At 70.6% G+C, this 17,608-nt stretch carries 15 protein-coding genes; 3 read left to right on the top strand and 12 right to left on the bottom strand.

Features of this window, described 5'->3' with window-relative positions:
- Nucleotides 1-108: 108 nt before the first annotated feature.
- Nucleotides 109-636 (top strand): universal stress protein, encoded by a 528-nt coding sequence (locus tag ACWCQK_RS09145; protein WP_069764167.1) that lies wholly within the window; start codon nucleotides 109-111, stop codon nucleotides 634-636.
- A 151-nt stretch (nucleotides 637-787) separates the two neighbouring features.
- Nucleotides 788-1,354, top strand: coding sequence for a GPR1/FUN34/YaaH family transporter (locus ACWCQK_RS09140; protein WP_451153499.1), 567 nt, complete (start codon nucleotides 788-790; stop codon nucleotides 1,352-1,354).
- Nucleotides 1,355-1,499: 145 nt separating this feature from the next.
- Here ACWCQK_RS09140 and glmS read toward each other — a convergent pair whose 3' ends face one another.
- Nucleotides 1,500-3,317, bottom strand: coding sequence for a glutamine--fructose-6-phosphate transaminase (isomerizing) (gene glmS / locus ACWCQK_RS09135; protein WP_451153497.1), 1,818 nt, complete (start codon nucleotides 3,315-3,317; stop codon nucleotides 1,500-1,502).
- A 13-nt stretch (nucleotides 3,318-3,330) separates the two neighbouring features.
- Nucleotides 3,331-3,588, bottom strand: coding sequence for a hypothetical protein (locus tag ACWCQK_RS09130; RefSeq protein ID WP_451153926.1), 258 nt, complete (start codon nucleotides 3,586-3,588; stop codon nucleotides 3,331-3,333).
- A gap of 165 nt (nucleotides 3,589-3,753) precedes the next feature.
- Here ACWCQK_RS09130 and ACWCQK_RS09125 point away from each other — a divergent pair, with 165 nt between their 5' ends.
- A complete protein-coding gene (locus ACWCQK_RS09125) occupies nucleotides 3,754-5,319 on the top strand; it encodes a fibronectin type III domain-containing protein (RefSeq protein ID WP_451153495.1) in 1,566 nt (521 codons plus the stop codon).
- A gap of 17 nt (nucleotides 5,320-5,336) precedes the next feature.
- On the opposite strand, the gene ACWCQK_RS09120 is transcribed toward ACWCQK_RS09125, so the two are convergent.
- The 10 genes from ACWCQK_RS09120 to ACWCQK_RS09075 all read right to left on the bottom strand — a co-directional run bounded on the left by ACWCQK_RS09120 (nucleotide 5,337) and on the right by ACWCQK_RS09075 (nucleotide 17,591).
- Nucleotides 5,337-6,224 carry a DUF4429 domain-containing protein gene (locus ACWCQK_RS09120; RefSeq protein ID WP_451153493.1) on the bottom strand — a complete coding sequence of 296 codons (888 nt, stop codon included), beginning with the start codon at nucleotides 6,222-6,224 and terminating at the stop codon, nucleotides 5,337-5,339.
- A gap of 80 nt (nucleotides 6,225-6,304) precedes the next feature.
- The gene (locus ACWCQK_RS09115) at nucleotides 6,305-8,074 is read right to left on the bottom strand and encodes an IucA/IucC family protein (RefSeq protein ID WP_451153491.1); all 1,770 of its coding nucleotides are present in this window, start codon (nucleotides 8,072-8,074) and stop codon (nucleotides 6,305-6,307) included.
- A complete protein-coding gene (locus ACWCQK_RS09110; protein WP_451153489.1) occupies nucleotides 8,071-8,622 on the bottom strand; it encodes a GNAT family N-acetyltransferase in 552 nt (183 codons plus the stop codon). The genes ACWCQK_RS09115 and ACWCQK_RS09110 overlap by 4 nt, the downstream gene beginning before the upstream one ends.
- Entirely contained in the window at nucleotides 8,619-9,896 is a 1,278-nt protein-coding gene (locus ACWCQK_RS09105; RefSeq protein WP_451153487.1) for a lysine N(6)-hydroxylase/L-ornithine N(5)-oxygenase family protein, read from the bottom strand. The genes ACWCQK_RS09110 and ACWCQK_RS09105 overlap by 4 nt, the downstream gene beginning before the upstream one ends.
- A complete protein-coding gene (desA, locus tag ACWCQK_RS09100) occupies nucleotides 9,880-11,322 on the bottom strand; it encodes a lysine decarboxylase DesA (protein ID WP_451153485.1) in 1,443 nt (480 codons plus the stop codon). Before desA ends, ACWCQK_RS09105 begins: the two co-directional genes overlap by 17 nt.
- Nucleotides 11,323-11,465: 143 nt before the next feature.
- Complete coding sequence (locus ACWCQK_RS09095) at nucleotides 11,466-12,332, bottom strand: siderophore-interacting protein (RefSeq protein ID WP_451153483.1); 867 nt, start codon at nucleotides 12,330-12,332, stop codon at nucleotides 11,466-11,468.
- A 34-nt stretch (nucleotides 12,333-12,366) separates the two neighbouring features.
- Nucleotides 12,367-13,416, bottom strand: coding sequence for an ABC transporter substrate-binding protein (locus tag ACWCQK_RS09090; RefSeq protein ID WP_451153481.1), 1,050 nt, complete (start codon nucleotides 13,414-13,416; stop codon nucleotides 12,367-12,369).
- Between the two features lie 142 nt (nucleotides 13,417-13,558).
- Nucleotides 13,559-14,719 (bottom strand): acyl-CoA dehydrogenase family protein, encoded by a 1,161-nt coding sequence (locus tag ACWCQK_RS09085; RefSeq protein WP_451153479.1) that lies wholly within the window; start codon nucleotides 14,717-14,719, stop codon nucleotides 13,559-13,561.
- 5 nt (nucleotides 14,720-14,724) lie between these two features.
- Nucleotides 14,725-15,666 carry a hydroxymethylglutaryl-CoA lyase gene (locus ACWCQK_RS09080; protein ID WP_451153477.1) on the bottom strand — a complete coding sequence of 314 codons (942 nt, stop codon included), beginning with the start codon at nucleotides 15,664-15,666 and terminating at the stop codon, nucleotides 14,725-14,727.
- Nucleotides 15,663-17,591, bottom strand: coding sequence for an acetyl/propionyl/methylcrotonyl-CoA carboxylase subunit alpha (locus ACWCQK_RS09075; RefSeq protein ID WP_451153475.1), 1,929 nt, complete (start codon nucleotides 17,589-17,591; stop codon nucleotides 15,663-15,665). Before ACWCQK_RS09075 ends, ACWCQK_RS09080 begins: the two co-directional genes overlap by 4 nt.
- Between the last annotated feature and the right edge of the window lie 17 nt (nucleotides 17,592-17,608).

The raw sequence follows: 17,608 nt of genomic DNA, 5'->3' as shown, positions 1-17,608 counted from the left end.
CGTGCCGCCGTACCCTTGGGGGTATGGGGTTGGGAAGATGATTCCCGGACACGCCGCCCGCCGCCCTCCGCCGTCCCCCTCCACGAGGATCAAAACGCCGAGACACTCATGGCCGGTCACGAATTCTTCGAACCAGCGGACCGCAAGCGGCCCGTCGCCGATCCCACGGCGGCCGAGCCCCTGGCGGCGGAAGAGCCACGCCACTCGTGCGACCCCGCCTTCAAGCACGGCGTGGTCGTCGGCTTCGACGGCTCCACGTCCAGCGAGCGTGCCCTCGCGTACGCCATCGGCATGGCCCACCGCTCAGGGTCGGGCCTGATCATCGTCCATGTGGCCAACCGGCTGCCCACCACGGTGTGGGCCGGCTGTGAGCCACCCGTCTTCGTGGACGTGCCGGACCACCGGACCGAGGTGCTCGGACTCGAACTCGCCTGCGCGGAGTACCTCGCGGAGGTGCCCTGGATCCTGGTCGAGCGTGGCGGCGACATCTGCCACGAACTCGAAGAGGTGGGGCGGGAGTACGAGGCCGACGCGATCGTCGTCGGGTCCACGCACGGCATCGTCGGACGGATCTTCGGGTCCGTCGCCGGGCGGCTCGCCAAGCGGGCCAAGCGGCCCGTCATCGTCATCCCGTAACGCGCCCCCGGGCTCGGCGAGATGACGGCCGGACGGTGTCAACTCCCTTTGTGCGCAGCATAAATCTACTCGCGCGTAGAAAGTGTTTGTGTCCTTGTGAAGGGCATATATCGCTCACCGCGCACCTGCACATGCATGAAGGGAGCCCGCCGTGGACAACGACGTCTCTGCGGGAAGCACCACCACCATCGTCGGCCGACTCGCCCTGGGAATCACCCTGTTGGCGGTCGGAATCGGCTACACGGACCTCATCGACGGCGTGACGACGGCGGACGCCGTCTCCCTCGCCCACTACGTCGGCGGCGTCGCGCTGTTCGTCGCCGGGCTGTTCGCCCTGCGCGAGCGCGACACCGCCGCCGGCACGGCGTACGTGGTCATCGGCGCGCTCTGGTTCACCTGGGCCGTCTCGGCCGGCGCCCAGGTCACCGACAACGCCGCGGGACTCTTCCTGCTGCTGTTCGCCCTGGTGGCGCTCAGCCTCACCCTGGCCGGCGGCGACCGGCTCGGCCAGGGCACCTACGGCCTGTTCACCGTCTCGCTCCTGCTGCTGGCCGTCGCCCGCTTCGCGGACAGCGGCGGCCTGGCCAAGGCCGGCGGCTGGTTCGCCGTGGCCGCCGGAGCGGTCGCCTGGTACGCGGCGACCGCGGCGCTGGCCCACTGGCCCACCGCACTTCCGCGACGTGCTGCCCCCGGCCGGGGGGTGACGGCCACCGGCTGACCGGCAGCCGCCGCCGGGGCGACGGGCGGCCCCGGCGACAGAACGGACCCTCACGTGCGGGTGGCACACGTGAGGGTCCGTTCGCTCTGCCGTCCGCCCTGCCGCGACGGCCCCGCGGGCCGTGAGGGCCGTGAGGGCGAGGGTGCTACTCCACCGTCACCGACTTGGCGAGGTTGCGCGGCTTGTCGATGTCCCGGCCCAGGGCCTTCGCCGTGTGGTAGGCGAGGAGTTGGAGCGGGATGCCCATCAGGATCGGGTCCAGCTCGTCCTCGTTCTTCGGTACGACGATCGTCTGGTCGGCCTTCTCCTGCTCGCGGTGCGCGACCGCGAGGATCCGGCCACTGCGGGCCTTGATCTCCTCCAGGGCCGCGCGGTTCTTCTCCAGCAGGTCGTCGTCCGGCACGATCGCGACCGTCGGGAGGGCGGGCTCGATCAGCGCCAGCGGACCGTGCTTGAGCTCCGAGGCCGGGTAGGCCTCCGCGTGGATGTAGGAGACCTCCTTGAGCTTCAGCGAGGCCTCGCGCGCCACCGGGTAGCCCCGGACCCGGCCGATGAAGAGCATCGAGCGGGCCTCGGCGTACTCCTCGGCCAGCTTCCTGATCTCGTCCTCCCGCTCCAGGATCTCGGAGATCTGGGCCGGCAGCCTGCGCAGCCCCTCGATGATCCGCTTGCCGTCGCGCACCGACAGGTCGCGGGTGCGGCCCAGGTGCAGCGCGAGCAGCGCGAAGGCCACCGTGGTGTTGGTGAAGCACTTGGTGGAGACGACGCAGACCTCGGGACCGGCGTGGACGTAGACGCCGCCGTTCGCCTCGCGGGCGATCGCCGAACCCACGACGTTGACGACGCCCAGCACCCGCGCGCCCTTGCGCTTCAGCTCCTGCACGGCTGCCAGCACGTCGTACGTCTCACCGGACTGCGAGACCGCGATGTACAGCGTGTCGGGGTCGACGACGGCGTTGCGGTAACGGAATTCCGAGGCCGGCTCGGCGTCCGCGGGGATGCGGGCCAGCTCCTCGATCATCTGGGCGCCGATCATGCCCGCGTGGTACGAGGTGCCGCAGCCGAGGATCTTCACCCGGCGCACGGCACGTGCCTCGCGGGCGTCCAGGTTCAGGCCGCCGAGGTGGACCGTCGAGAACCGGTCGTCGATGCGGCCGCGCAGCACGCGGTCCACGGCGTCCGGCTGCTCGAAGATCTCCTTGTGCATGTACGTGTCGTGGCCGCCCATGTCGTACGACTCGGCCTCCCACTCCACGGTGGTCGGCTCGGCCGTCGTGCGGGTGCCCTCGGTGGTGTACGTACGGAAGTCGTCCGCCTTGAGGGTGGCCATCTCGCCGTCGTCCAGCGTGACTATCTGCCGGGTGTGGGCGACCAGCGCGGCCACGTCGGAGGCGACGAACATCTCCTTCTCGCCGATGCCGAGGACGACCGGGGAGCCGTTGCGGGCCACCACGATGCGGTCGTTGAAGTCGGCGTGCATCACGGCGATGCCGTACGTGCCCTCGACGACCCGCAGCGCCTCGCGGACCTTGTCCTCCAGCTTCTCCTGCTGGGAGCGCGCGATGAGGTGGACGAGCACCTCGGTGTCGGTCTCGGAGAGGAACTCGACGCCGTCGGCCTCGAGCTTGCGGCGCAGGTCGGAGGCGTTGTCGATGATGCCGTTGTGGACGACGGCGACCTTGCTGTCGGCCGACATGTGCGGATGCGCGTTGACGTCGGAGGGGGCGCCGTGGGTGGCCCAGCGGGTGTGGGCGATACCCGTGGTGCCCTTGAAGCGTGCCGGGACCTTGGCCTCCAGGTCGCGGACCCGGCCCTTGGCCTTGACCATCTTCAGGCCGGCCGTCTTCGGCGAGGTGACGACTATGCCCGCGGAGTCGTAGCCGCGGTACTCCAGGCGCTGGAGGCCCTCCAGGAGGAGAGGGGCGACATCACGCTTACCGATGTATCCGACAATTCCGCACATATATAGGTATTCCTCAGCCGTAGACCATGCGGCGCAGCTGCCTGAGCGAGAGCTCCGGCGGCGCCACCGCCCGGTATTTCAGGTCCGCCTCGATCCGTTCGAAGATCGTCGCGTTCACCAGGCCCTGGGCCTGGAGCTCGCGGTGGCGGCGACGGACGAACTCCTCGGTCGTCTCGTCGAAGTAGGCGAGCACGTCCTGGATCACCCGCAGCGCCTCGCCCCGGTTGAGAGGCGTGGACCGCGTCAGATGATCAACGAGTTCGTCGTGCACCCGGTAGATCCTGGGGTACCGGAGACGGTTTCGCAAGAATCCTGCCCGATTCCGGGCAACCCCTTGTTGAAACTCTTATGAGGCGCTGTTCGTGAGCTGTCCATCCGGCGTCTTGCGGTCGGTCGCCTTGGGAGACGAGTTTCACTGGCCATGGACATTCCTCGCATGGGAGTACCTGACCGGCTCGCCGAGCGTATGAGCATGGCCGAGCAGCACGAGTACCTGCGCGCCAGATTCTCGCGGCGCACGATGATCAGAGGCGGCGCGGTCACGCTGGGCGCCGTCGCGGGCGGCGCGTTCGTGCCGGGCGCCACCGCCCAGGCCGCCGTGCCGACCCAGTCCTCCGCCCCCGCGACCGAGACGGTCGACGGCGCCCTCGTCGCCCCCTTCGGCCGCCACCTCGCCTTCGGCAACGACCCGCGCACCGAGATCAGCGTCTCCTGGCAGGTCCCGACCGCCGTCCGCAAGCCCTACATCCGCATCGGCGCCCACCCCTGGGACCTCTCCCACAAGATCGAGGCCGAGGTCCGCACCCTCTACACCCCGGCCGGCGTCGGCGTGAGCGGCGACCACACCCAGTACTACGTGCACGCCGAGCTCACCCACCTGCGTCCGGGCCGGACCTACTACTACGGTGTGGGCCACGCCGGCTTCGACCCCGCCGCGCCGCACCTGCTCGGCACCCTGGGCACCTTCACCACCGCGCCCGCGCACGCCGAGCCGTTCACCTTCACGGCCTTCGGCGACGAGGGCGTCGGCTACCACGGCCTCGCCAACGACAGCCTGCTGCTGGGCCAGAACCCGGCCTTCCACCTGCACGCCGGCGACATCGCCTACGCGGACCCGGCCGGCGCGGGCAAGACCGCCGACACCGGCTTCGACTCGCGCATCTGGGACCAGTTCCTCGCCCAGACCGAGTCCGTCGCCAAGTCCGTCCCGTGGATGCCCGCCTACGGCAACCACGACATGGAGGCCTGGTACTCGCCCAACGGCTACGGCGGCGAGGACGCCCGCTGGAACCTCCCGGACAACGGACCCGACAAGACGAACCTGCCCGGCGTCTACTCCTTCGTCTACGGCAACACGGCGGTCATCTCGCTCGACGCCAACGACGTGTCCTTCGAGATCCCGGCCAACCTCGGCGTCTCCGGCGGCACCCAGACCAAGTGGCTGGAGGCCCAGCTCAAGAAGTACCGGGCGAGCAAGGACGTCGACTTCGTCGTCGTCTTCTTCCACCACTGCGCCTACTGCACCTCCACCGCGCACTCCTCCGAGGGCGGCGTACGCACCGAGTGGGTGCCGCTGTTCGAGAAGTACACCGTCGACCTGGTGATCAACGGCCACAACCACCAGTACGAGCGCACGGACGTCATCAAGGGCAACACGGTCGCCAAGAAGCTGCCCATCGGCGGCACCGCGTACCCCGAGACGGAGGGCGTGGTCTACGTGACGGCGGGAGCGGCCGGCCGCAGCCTGTACGCCTTCAGCGCCCCGGACTCGTACGAGGGCCACGTCAACGACGTCGACTCGGTGGCCGCGTTCATCAACACCAAGGACGGCAAGGTCAACGAGACCGTCGCCTGGTCCCGGGTGCGCTACCTCAACTACTCGTTCCTGCGCGTGGACGTCACCCCCGCCTCGCGGGGCCGGCTGGCCACGCTGACGGTGCGGGGCATCGCCGAGACCGGCGCCGAGGTCGACCGTTTCACGGTGGCCCGCCGGGCGAAGTAGCACCGGCCGGGCGGTCCTCACATGCCCTTGAGGACCGCCCGCTTGGCCAGCGTGAACTCCTCGTCCGTCAGGACCCCCGTGCGGTGCAGCTCACCGAGCTCGCGCAGCCGCCGCAGCAGCGCGTCGTGCCCGTCCTCGGCGGAGGCGGGCACCGGCGACCGGGACGTCTCGGGCGCGGACCGCCGTACGTCCGCGGTGGGGGCCGTGGCCGGATGCGGCAGCCGCGCCTGCACGGCCGCCGCGACCAGCGCCATCAGCGGGTCCTTCTTGAAGCCCCACAGCTCCACGGCGTTCGGGTCGTACTTCGGCGGGGCCTTGGTCGGGGCGTTGCGCACGGTGAAGCGCAGATACCCGTTCTCCAGGCCCGCCGCCGGATGCCACTCCACGGCCACGAGGTCGGCGACGGCGAGCGTGCGGGCGCCGGCCGCGGCCTTGGCGTCCTCCGTCTTCCAGTTCCACTCCAGGCGCACCTGGTCGCCGTCGAAGCTCGCGGTGCCGTCCCCGGCGGACACCGACACCGGCACGGACGGGCCGGGCAGCAGGAACCGGGTCACGGGCTCGGAGGGCACCTGGTCCAGCAGCAGCGCGTTGCGGACCTCGTCCGTGAAGTACTCGGCGACGCCGTAGCGGTCGGACTCCACGAGCAGCTGATACGGGTCGTGCGGCTCGGTGAGCCGGCCGCCGGTGGCGTGCAGCAGGGGGTCGGCGCCGTCCCGCAGCCGCAGCCGCAACCGCCCCGACCTGCGGCCCTGTTCGAACGACACGCCCGCCAACGCGGCGAGCGGCACGGTCAGTTCACCCAGGGTTCTGCGCAACAGGCCGACGTTCTTGTCCCGTCCCGGGGTCAGCCGCAGGGCGTCGCCGTCGAAGGCCCAGGTGCCGTCCTTCTGGATGATTTCCGCCATGAGGAGAAGTGTTCCACCGCATGGCGACGGGCACCCCGCAGGACCGTACTCCGGGGTGCCCGTCCGTCCGTGCGGGGCCGTTACCGGCCCGCGAGGGGGTTGTCCAAGCTGCCGACCAGCTGAAGCGCGCCGGACGGGTCGGCCAGGTCCACCATCTGCCTGTTGTCCCGCAGTTGGAGCCGGTTGAGGCAGGAGAGGGCGAACTCGGGGGCGAACATGTCGTACTGGCGGAACTTGTCGGCCAGCGCGGGGTTCGCCTCCTGGTACTCACGGGTCACCTCGGCGACCGTGCCCCAGAAGTCGTCCTCCGTCAGGATCCCCTCCGTGGCGAGGCCGGCGGCGAGGAAGCGGAAGAAGCAGTCGAAGACGTCCGTGAAGATGGACAGCAGCTTCATGTCCTCGGGGACCTCGACGCGGATCCGCCGGACCTCGGGCGGCAGCACCGCGTGCGGGTCCATGACCGCGATCTCCTCGGCGATGTCCTTGTAGACCGCCCGCTGCACGACGCCGTCCCTCAGCACCAGGATCGTGTTCTCGCCGTGCGGCATGAAGACCAGGTCGTAGGCGTAGAAGCTGTGCAGCAGCGGGGTGTAGTACGCCTGGAGGTAGGCGCGCAGCCACTGCGTCGGGGCCAGGCCGGACTGCTCGACGAGCGCCCCGGCGACCGACCTGCCCTCGTGGTCCACGTGGACCAGCGCGGCCATGGTGGCCAGCGACTCGCCCTCCTGGAGCGAGGACACCGGGCTCTCCCGCCACAGCGCGGCGAGCATCTTGCGGTACGCCGAGTAGCGGTCGGTGGCCGCCTCGTACTCCAGGTGCCGGTAGCCCACGGCCGCCCGCTCGCGGATGATCGACAGGCCGGTCGACTTCAGCACCGGGTCGTTGTCGATGAGCTGCGCGAGCCAGTCGTTGATCGCCGGGGTGGCCTCCATGTACGCGGCCGAGAGCCCGCGCATGAAGCCCATGTTGAGGACCGACAGGGCCGTCTTCACATAGTGCTTCTCGGGGTGCGAGGAGTTGAAGAAGGTCCGGATGGACTGCTGGGCCAGGTACTCGTCGTCGCCCTCGCCCAGGCAGACCAGGTGCCGGCGGGCCACCTCGGCGGCGAAGGTCACGGTGAGCTTGTTCCACCACTGCCAGGGGTGGACCGGGATGAGGAGGTAGTCGGCCGGGTCGAGTCCCTGGCCGGTGAGCTGCCCGTGGAAGCGCTCGACGGTCGCCTCGCCCAGCTCCTGCCGGACGAACGACTCGTACTCGATCCCGACGCCCGCCGTGAACGCGGCCCGCGAGCGGTGCGCGGCCAGCCACACCAGCCGGACCGGGCTCGCCGTCTCGGGGGCGTACGACAGGTACTCGTGGACCCCGAAGCCCAGCCGCCCGTTGTTGGCGACGAAGCAGGGGTGCCCCTCGGTCATGCCGGTCTCGATCGCCTGGAAGCCGCCGCGCGCGAGCTCGGCGGCCGGGATCTGCGGCTTGGTGAGCTTGTAGCAGGTGCCGGAGAGGGTGGAGGAGATCTCCTCCAGGTACACCGGGAGGATCTCGTCGCTCAGCCCCAGGGAGGCCTTCAGCTCGATGAAGAAGTCCAGTGCGGCCAGCGGCAGTTCGGCGCCCTCGCGTCGGCGGGTGATCGAGCCGGCGTCCACCTGCCAGTGGTCGAGAGCGTGCCGGGTGGCGGCGAACCGGTAGCTGGTCAGACCGTCGTCGCTGCAGACGACGTACCGGTCGCCGTCCGGCTCGGGGCTGATCAGCCGCTCGTGCGTGAACTCGGCGAGGGCCTTGCGGATCAGCAGGCGGTTGGCCTGCTCCCAGCGCTCGGGGGAGAGGTGGGCCACGGCGTCGGCGAGGGTCATGCGGTCACCGCCTTCTCGAACTGCGCGCGGGTGCAGAAGCTCAGCAACGCCTTTTTCTCCGGCTTCCGGATCTCGTGATGCGGCACGAAGCCGACGGCTTCGTTGAGGGCGTGCACGGCCTTGTTGCCGACGTCGGGCTCGACGACGATCCGGGCGGTCGCCGGGTCCTCGAAGAGGTGCGCCATCACCGCCGTGATCACCGCGCGGGTGAAGCCGTGCACGGGCGTGTCCGAGGGGGCGACGAGGAAGTGCATGCCGACGTCACCGGGCTCCGGCTCGTACAGGCCGACCAGCTCGCGGTGGGCCGGGTCGTACCGCTCCATCAGGAAGGCCGGTACGCCGTCGTGCAGACCGAGGAAGGCGTGGTGGTGCTCGTCGGCCGCGATCTCCATGTAGGCCCGCTCGACGTCCTCCAGCCGGACGTCCTGCATCATCCAGAAGGCCGCCTTGGGATGGGTGACCCAGGTGTACAGCAGCTCGGCGTCCTTCAGGGGGTCGAGGGGGCGGACGGTGAAGGTGCCGACGCGGCGGGTGCTGAGGGTGTTCATACGGCGAACTCCTGGAACGCGATCTTCTTCTCGACCGGGTAGTACTCGGTGCCGAGCAGCTCACGGATGATGTACGCGTTGCGGTACGCGCCCATGCCCAGGTCGGGTGAGGTGATGCTGTGCGTGTGGACGCCGGCGTTCTGGAGGAAGACGTCCCGGCCCGTCACGTCGATCGCGTAGTTGCGGCCGACGTCGAATCCGCCGTGTTCGTCGTAGCGCAGCCGGTCGCGGACCGGGGCGAGGAACTCCGGCTCGGCGTACTTGTAGCCGGTGGCCAGGATCAGGCCGTCGGTGTACAGCTCGTAGTCCTTCTCCTGCTCCTCCTGGCGGAGGGAGAGGGTGTACGTGCCGTTGTCGTACCGCGCGCCGTGCAGGGCCGAGTTGGTGAGCAGACGGGTGGGGACCGGACCGCCGAGGTTCTTCTGGTAGAGCAGGTCGAAGATCTCGTTGATCAGGTCGCCGTCGATGCCCTTGAACAGGCCCTTCTGTTCGGCGGTGAGGCGGTATCGGGTGTGCTCCGGCAGCTCGCGGAAGTAGTCGATGTACTCCGGCGAGGTCATCTCCAGCGTGAGCTTGGTGTACTCCAGCGGGAAGAAGCGCGGCGAGCGGGTGACCCAGTTCAGCCGGTAGCCGTGGACGTCGATCTCGCTGAGCAGGTCGTAGTAGATCTCGGCGGCGGACTGGCCGCTGCCGACCAGCGTGATCGACTCCTTGCGCTGCAGCTCCGCCTTGTGCCCCATGTAGCGGGAGTTGTGGATGAGGTCGCCGTCCAGGCCCCGGCAGGCCTCGGGGACGTAGGGCGAGGTGCCGGTGCCGAGGACCAGGCGGCGGGCGCGGTAGGTGTCACCGGCCGTGGTCCGTACGACGTAGTGCTCGTCCTCGTACGTCACCTCGGTGACCGTCGTGCCGAAGCGGACGCTGGTCAGTTTGTTCGCGGCCCAGCGGCAGTAGTCGTCGTACTCGACCCGCAAGGGATAGAAGTTCTCGCGGATGTAGAACGAGTAGAGCCGGCCCCGCTCCTTGAGGTAGTTCAGGAAGGAGTAGGGGGAGGTCGGGTCGGCGAGGGTGACCAGGTCCGACATGAACGGGGTCTGGAGGTGGGCGCCGTCGAGGAACATGCCCGCGTGCCACTCGAAGTCCGGCTTCGACTCCAGGAAGACGCCGTCGAGTTCGGAGATCGGCTCGGTGAGGCAGGCGAGACCCAGGTTGAAGGGGCCGAGCCCGATCCCCACGAAGTCGTGCGTCGTCACTCGGGACTCAGGAAGCGCGGTCAAGGGACTCTCCCAGGTACTGCTCGGCGTGGCCGGCGATCAGGTCGAGGACGGCGGCGATGTCGGCCGCCGTGGTCTCGGGGTTGAGCAGGGTGAACTTCAGGTAGTGGCGACCGGCCACCTTGGTGCCCGCGACCACCGCGTCGCCGGAGGCGAACAGGGCCTTGCGGGCGTAGAGGTTGGCACGGTCGATCTCGGCCGGGTCGGTGACGGCGGCCGGTATGTAGCGGAAGACCAGGGTGGACAGGGACGGCCGGACGACCACGTCGAAGCGCGGGTCGGCGGCCAGCAGCTCCCAGCCCTCGGCGGCGAGGTCGCAGACCTCGTCGAAGAGGCCGCCGATGCCGTCGGCGCCCATCACCCGCAGCGTCATCCACAGCTTGAGCGCGTCGAAGCGGCGGGTGGTCTGGAGGGACTTGTCCACCTGGTTGGGGATACGTTCGTGCACCATGCGGCGCGGGTTGAGGTACTCCGCGTGGTAGGTGGCGTGCCGCAGGGTGGCGGCGTCGCGGACCAGGACGGCGGAGGAACTCACCGGCTGGAAGAAGGACTTGTGGTAGTCGACCGTGACGGAGTCGGCGCGCTCGATGCCGTCGATGCGGCCCCGGTACTTCACCGAGGCGAGCAGGCCGCAGCCGTAGGCGGCGTCGACGTGCATCCACACGCCGTACTGCTCGCACAGCTCGGCGATCTCGGGCAGCGGGTCGATGGAGCCGAAGTCGGTGGTGCCGCCGGTGGCGACGACGGCCATGGGGACGAGGCCGTCCCGCACGCAGCGCTCCAGTTCCCGGGCGAGCGCGACGGTCTGCATGCGCTGGTCGTGGTCGACGGGGATCGAGACCACGGCGTCCTGGCCCAGACCGAGCAGTTTCGCGGACTTCTTGACGCTGAAGTGGCCGGCCTCCGAGGCGAAGACGCGGAGTCTGCCGAGCTCGTCGGTCTTGGCCTCCTCGCGCGCCAGCAGCAGCGCCTGGAGGTTGGACTGGGTGCCGCCGGAGGTGAACACGCCGTCGGCGGCCGGGCCGAGGCCGATGCGGGCGGTCGTCCAGTCGATGAGCTTGCGCTCGATGAGGGTGCCGCCGGCCGACTGGTCCCAGGTGTCCAGGGAGGAGTTGACGGCGGAGAGCACCGCCTCGCCGAGCACCGCCGGGATGACGACGGGGCAGTTGAGGTGGGCGAGGTAGCGCGGGTGGTGGAAGTAGATCGCGTCGCGGAGGTAGACCTCTTCGAGCTCGTCCAGGGCGGCCGAGGTGTCGTGCAGCGGCCGGTCCAGGTCGATCCCCTCGATGCGGGGGGTGAGGGCGTCGACCGTGATGCCGGTGAACGGCCGGTCGGTGGTGGCGAGTTTGGCCGCCACCCGCTCGACTCCTTCGGTCACGGAGCGACGGTAGTCCTCCGCGGTGAGGTCATTGAGCAGGTGCGAGCGCATGTGGGGGTCCTCCGGATGGGGAGAGTTCCGTGTGGGACGGGGGAGAGGAGCGGCGAAGTTCCTTCATCAACTTAGGTAAGCCTAACCTAATGAATGTGATGGGAGGGTCGCCTCTTCCGTGACCGTGATCACTTGCCGCCCGGTCAGCCCTCCTCGCGCAACTGCTCCTCGCTGAGGCCTTGGCGCCAGTAGCCGACGAAGGTGACCCGGCTCCGGTCGACGCCGCGCTCACCGACGAAGTGGCGGCGCAGCTGCTTCACGCGGCCCGACTCGCCCGCGATCCAGACGTACGGATGCCGGGCGGGCGGGAGTTGGGCCGCACGCAGGGCGCCGAGGGTCATGGGGGACGCCTCGGCGCGGCTCTCGTCCTGGACGAGCCAGGTGATCTCGGCGTCCGCCCGCGTCGCCAGGTCCTGGACGGTGTCCGCGTGGCGCACCTCCAGCCAGACCCGGGCAGGGGTGCCGGCCGGCAGAGACTCCAGGATCGCGGCGACGGCCGGCAGGGCGGTCTCGTCGCCCCAGAGCAGCACCAGGTCGCAGTCCTCGGGCGGGCGGAAGCGGATCGCGCGGTTGTCCGCGACCGCCGGGCCGAGCAGCCGGACCCGGTCGCCCGCGCTCGCCCGGGAGGCCCAGCGCGAGGCGGGGCCCGCGGGGGCGGTCGCGCCCGGTTCCATGCCGTGCAGCACGAAGTCGATGTCGATCTCCGTCGTCCCGCCGTGCGCGTCCCGCCGCAGCGAGCGCAGGGTGTACGAGCGCATCACGGCCCGTACGTCCTCGGGCGGTCGGCGATAGTTCCGCCACCAGTCGTCGTCGTACTCCATCGGCACGACGGGCTCGCTCTGGCCGGGGTGCGGCAGGAACAGCGACAGGCTCTGGTCGCGTCCGTGCGAGTGGAAGAACGCGAGGTCGGGCCCTCCGAAGGTGACCCGGACCAGAGACGGGCCGAGCCGCCTCGTCCGTACGACCTCAAGGGCGAAGAAACGGAACGGGGCGGCCGCGGCCGTGGTCATCGGTGGTGCTCCTGCAGCGTGGGGAGAGCGGAGGTCAGCTGACCTTCTTCGCCTTCTCGAGGGCCTCGGCGAGGGTGTCGAGCAGCGGCACGCACTTGTCGTAGGACAGGATCGGCTCGGGCGAACGCGCGATGACCTGGCCCGCCTTGACCGCGGGCAGCTTCTTCCAGGTGGCCTCGGCGATGTCGGCCGGCTGGATCGTCGCGGAGCGGTCGTCCATCATGATGATGTCGGCCTTGTACTTGTCGACGTTCTCCCAGCTGAGGCTCTCGTACCAGCCGCCGCCCAGCTTCTTGGCGCTCTCCGGGGGCTCGACGAAGTTCACGCCGAGGGACTTGAAGTACTCCAGGTCGATGGAGAGGTTGGTGCCGGAGACGTAGAACAGCTCCGTGCTCGCGGAACCCGCCATGACCTTGATCTCGGGCTTGGCCTTGGCGGCCGCGCGCAGCCGGGCGGCGGCCGCCTCGAAGCGCTTCTTGGCGTCGGTGACCTTGGCGGCCTTCATGTCCGCGCCGAGCGACTCGGCCAGCTCCCACATGCGCTGGAGCGGCTCGGTGAGCTGGCGGTCGTAGACCGAGACGCCGACGCTCGGGGCGAGCTTGGCGATCTTGTCCTTGGAGGTCTCCGGGACGTACCAGAGGGTGCCGGCGCCGTCGAACATCGTGGAGATCAGCACGTCCGGCGCCAGGGCCGCGTACTTCTCCACGTTGAACTGGTCCCAGACGTTGCCGAGGACCGTGAGCTTGCTGACGTCCATGTCGCCGGCCTGGACGTCGGGCTTGCCGTCCGTGGTCGTGGTCGGGCCGAAGACGCCCTTGACCGAGATGCCGTAGTCGTGGAGCGCGGCACCGACGCCGGTGAAGGCGACGATGTTCGCGGGGATCTTGTCGAGCTTCACCGTGGTGCCGCGGTCGTCCTTGAACGTCCAGGGGCCGGACTTGGCGGCAGCGGCCGTCTCCTTGGCCGAGCCACCGCTTTTGGCGTCGTCGTCCCCGCAGGCCGCGAGCACGGCACCGAGGCCGAGGGCGCCGCCCGCGGCGAGGATGCCGCGACGGGTGAGGTGGGTGGCTCTGGCGTTGGGCATGGCTACGCTGCTTTCGAACGGGGCGGATCACCGCCGGACAATTCGAAGGTAGGTTAGCCTAACCTCAGCTCGGGTCCAGGGGCGGGGGTGCGCGCAGCCGCCCCGGACGGCGGCGGGCGGCGGTCGCCGCCCGCCCGACGGCTCAGCCCGCCAGCCCCAACTCCCGTGCGATCAGCATCCGCTGGACCTCGCTCGTGCCCTCGCCGATCTCCAGGATCTTGGAGTCGCGCCACATCCGGGCCACCGGGTACTCGTTCATGAAGCCGTAGCCGCCGTGGATCTGGGTGGCGTCACGGGCGTTGTCCACGGCGATCGTGGAGGAGTACAGCTTGGCGAGGGCCGCCTCCTTCTTGAAGGGGTCCCCGGACACCAGCCGGGAGGCCGCGTCACGCCAGGCGAGACGGGCCGTGTGGGCCTTCATCTCCATGTCCGCGATCTTGAACTGGATCGCCTGGTTGGCGCCGATCGGGCGGCCGAAGGCGTGCCGTTCCTTCGCGTACTTCACCGACTCGTCCACACAGCCCTGCGCCAGCCCGGTCGCCAGGGCCGCGATGGCGATCCGGCCCTCGTCGAGGATGCGCAGGAACTGCGCGTACCCGCGGCCCTGTTCGCCCAGCAGGTTCGCGGCCGGGACCCGCACGTCCGAGAAGGACAGCTCGCGGGTGTCCGAGGCGTTCCAGCCGACCTTCGAGTAGGGGGCCGCGACCGTGAAGCCGGGGGTGCCGGACGGGACGATGATCGAGGAGATCAGGGGCTTTCCGTCCGGCTTGCGGCCGGTGACCGCGGTGACCGTCACCAGACCCGTGATGTCCGTACCCGAGTTGGTGATGAAGCACTTGCTGCCGTTGATCACCCACTCGTCCGTGTCCGGGTCCAGCCGCGCCGTCGTCCGGGTCGAGCCCGCGTCCGAGCCGCCGTCCGGCTCGGTGAGACCGAACGCGCCGAGGATCTCGCCCGAGCACAGCCGGGGCAGCCACTCCCGCTTCTGGTCCTCCGTGCCGAAGAGGTGGATCGGCATCGCGCCCAGGGAGACCCCGGCCTCCAGGGTGATGGCCACGGACGAGTCGACCCGGGCCAGTTCCTCCAGCACGATGCCCAGGGCGAGGTAGTCGCCGCCCATGCCGCCGTACTCCTCCGGGAAGGGCAGCCCGAACAGGCCCATGCGGCCCATCTCGCGGACGATCTCATACGGGAACTCGTGCCGTTCGTAGAAGTCGCCGATCTTGGGAGCCACGACGTCATGGGCGAACTCCTCGACCGTGCGGCGGAGTTCGTCGAGTTCGGGGGAGAGCTTGTGGTCCATCGTGTTCACTGCTCCTGGTGGGAGAGGGCTCGTACGGTGCGGGACGGGCTGGGTCGGCCCAGTCGGTCGGCCATCCACACGCTGGTGGCGACGAGACGGCCGAGGTCGACGCCGGTGTCGATGCCGAGGCCCCGCAGCATCCACACGAGGTCTTCGGTGGCGAGGTTGCCGGTCGCGGACTTGGCGTAGGGGCAGCCGCCGAGGCCGCCGGCGGAGGCGTCGACGGTGGTGACGCCGTGCTGGAGCGCGGCCAGGGCGTTGGCGAGGGCCTGGCCGTAGGTGTCGTGGAAGTGCACGCCCAGCACGTCGGCGGGGACCCCCCGGGCGTCGAGCGCGGCGAGCAGCCCGCGCACCTGGCCGGGGGTCGCGACCCCGATGGTGTCGCCGAGGCTCAGCTCGTCGCAGCCCATGTCCAGAAGTGCCGTGCAGACCCGGACGACCTGGTGCGCGGGCACCGCGCCCTCCCACGGGTCGCCGAAGCACATGGAGAGATAGCCGCGGACATGGCCGCCCTCGGCCTTCGCCCGTGCCACCACCGGCGCGAACATGGCCAGTGCCTCGTCCACCGTCCGGTTGAGGTTGGCCTTGGCGAAGGACTCGGTGGCGCTGGCGAAGACGGCGACCCGGCGGGCGCCGAGCGCCAGCGCCCGCTCCAGTCCGCGTGCGTTGGGCACGAGCACCGGCAGTTCCACCGGCAGGCCGGCCACCAGCGGGAACAACTGCTCGGCGTCGGCGAGCTGGGGCACCCACTCGGGGTGCACGAAGCTGGTCGCCTCGATCGTGCCCAGGCCGGCGTCGGCCAGCCGGCGCACGAACTCGGCCTTCACCTCGGTCGGCACGGTCGACTTCTCGTTCTGCAGCCCGTCGCGGGCGCCGACCTCGTGGATCCGCACGCGCGCGGGCAGACCCGGGGCCGGTACGACCATGGGCAGTGCCTCGACGGTCATTCCGCCTCCTCGTGCGGTGCGACGACGGCGAGCACCTGGTCCATCGCGACCGTCGTGCCCGGCCGGACGTCCAGCTCGGCGACCGTGCCGGCGTGCGGGGCGGAGATGACGTGCTCCATCTTCATCGCCTCGACGACCAGCAGGCTCTGACCGGCGCCCACCTCGTCGCCGACGGCGACCTTCACCACGGTGACCGTGCCCGGCATGGGCGCGGTGAGCGAGTCGGCGCCGGAGTGGGCGGCCCGGTCGAGGGACGCGGCGACCGGGTCGTGGTCGCGCACGTGCCAGGCGTCGCCGTCCCGGCCCAGCCAGTCGGCGGCGCGGTGGAAGGTGTGGCGGACGCCGTCCAGGGTCACGTGGACCCGGTCCTCGGTGACGGTGTGGGTGCCGCGCGGCACGTACTCCACCGGGTCCTGCACCCGCAGCGGGAAGCCGACCGGCCGGGGTGTGCCGCCCAGCCGCCATCCGCTCGGCACCGAGAACGGGTCGGTCCAGCCCTCGCCCCTCGGCCGCAGCGCGTCCAGGCGCACCGCGGCGGCGGCCTCGTAGACCTCCTCGGGCACGTCCGTGGTGACGAGGTCGGCCGCCACCCGCTCGACCAGGCCGGTGTCCAGCTCGCCCGCGACGACCGCCGGATGGGCCAGCAGCCGGCGCAGGAACCCCGCGTTGGTCGGCACGCCCAGCGTGACCGTCTCCGCCAGGGCCGCGCGCAGGCGGCGCAGCGCGGTCGCGCGGTCCGGCCCGTACGCGATCACCTTGGCCAGCATCGGGTCGTAGAGGCTGCCGACCTCGGTGCCCTCGCTGAGCCCGGAGTCGGTGCGCACGCCGTCGCCCTGCGGCTCGGCGAGCCGCAGCACCGTGCCGCCCGACGGGAGGAACCCGCGGGCGGGGTCCTCGGCGCAGATGCGGGCCTCGACCGCGTGCCCGGTCAGCCGGACGTCGTCCTGGCCGAACGGCAGCGGCTCGCCCGCCGCCACCCGCAGCTGCCACTCCACCAGGTCCAGGCCGGTGACGAGTTCGGTGACCGGGTGCTCCACCTGGAGGCGGGTGTTCATCTCCATGAAGTAGTACGCGGACGGGTCGCCGCCGGGGACGATGAACTCCACCGTGCCCGCGCCCCGGTACCCGCAGGAGCGGGCCGCCTGGACCGCCGCCTCGCCCATCGCCGCCCGGGTCCTCTCGTCCAGGAGCACGCTGGGCGCCTCCTCGACGATCTTCTGGTGCCGTCGCTGGAGCGAGCACTCGCGCTCGCCGAGGTGCACCACGTTGCCGTGGGCGTCGGCGAGGACCTGGATCTCGATGTGCCGGGGCCGGTCGATCCACCGCTCGACGAGCAGGGTGTCGTCGCCGAAGGAGGCGCGGGCCTCGCGGCGGGCGGCGGCGATCTCGTCGGCCAGCAGTGAGGCGTCCCGCACCAGCCGCATGCCCTTGCCGCCGCCGCCGGCCGACGGCTTCAGCAGCACCGGCATACCGATCTCGCGGGCCGCGTCCGCCAGTTCGGCGTCGGTGAGACCGCTGCCGCTCGATCCGGGCACGACCGGGACACCGGCCTTCTGCACCGTCTCCTTGGCGCGGATCTTGTCGCCCATGAGGGAGATCGCGTCCGCCGGGGGCCCGATGAAGGCCAGTCCCGCGTCGGCGCACGCGCGCGCGAACGCGGCGTTCTCCGCGAGGAAGCCGTACCCGGGGTGCACCGCCCGCGCGCCCGTGCGGGCGGCCGCCTCCAGCAGCCGCTCCACCGACAGATAGCTCTCGGCGGCCGGCGCCGGACCGATCCGTACCGCCGTGTCGGCCTCCCGGACGTGCCGGGCGTCCGCGTCGGCGTCCGAGAAGACGGCCACCGAGCGCACGCCCAGCGCGCGCAGCGTGCGCACCACGCGTACGGCGATCTCGCCCCGGTTGGCCACAAGGACTGTGTCGAACATGGTCTGTGGTCCCCTCA

Source organism: Streptomyces sp. NPDC002306 (genome assembly GCF_053593435.1).
This window is presented reverse-complemented; position numbering and strand designations above follow the sequence as displayed.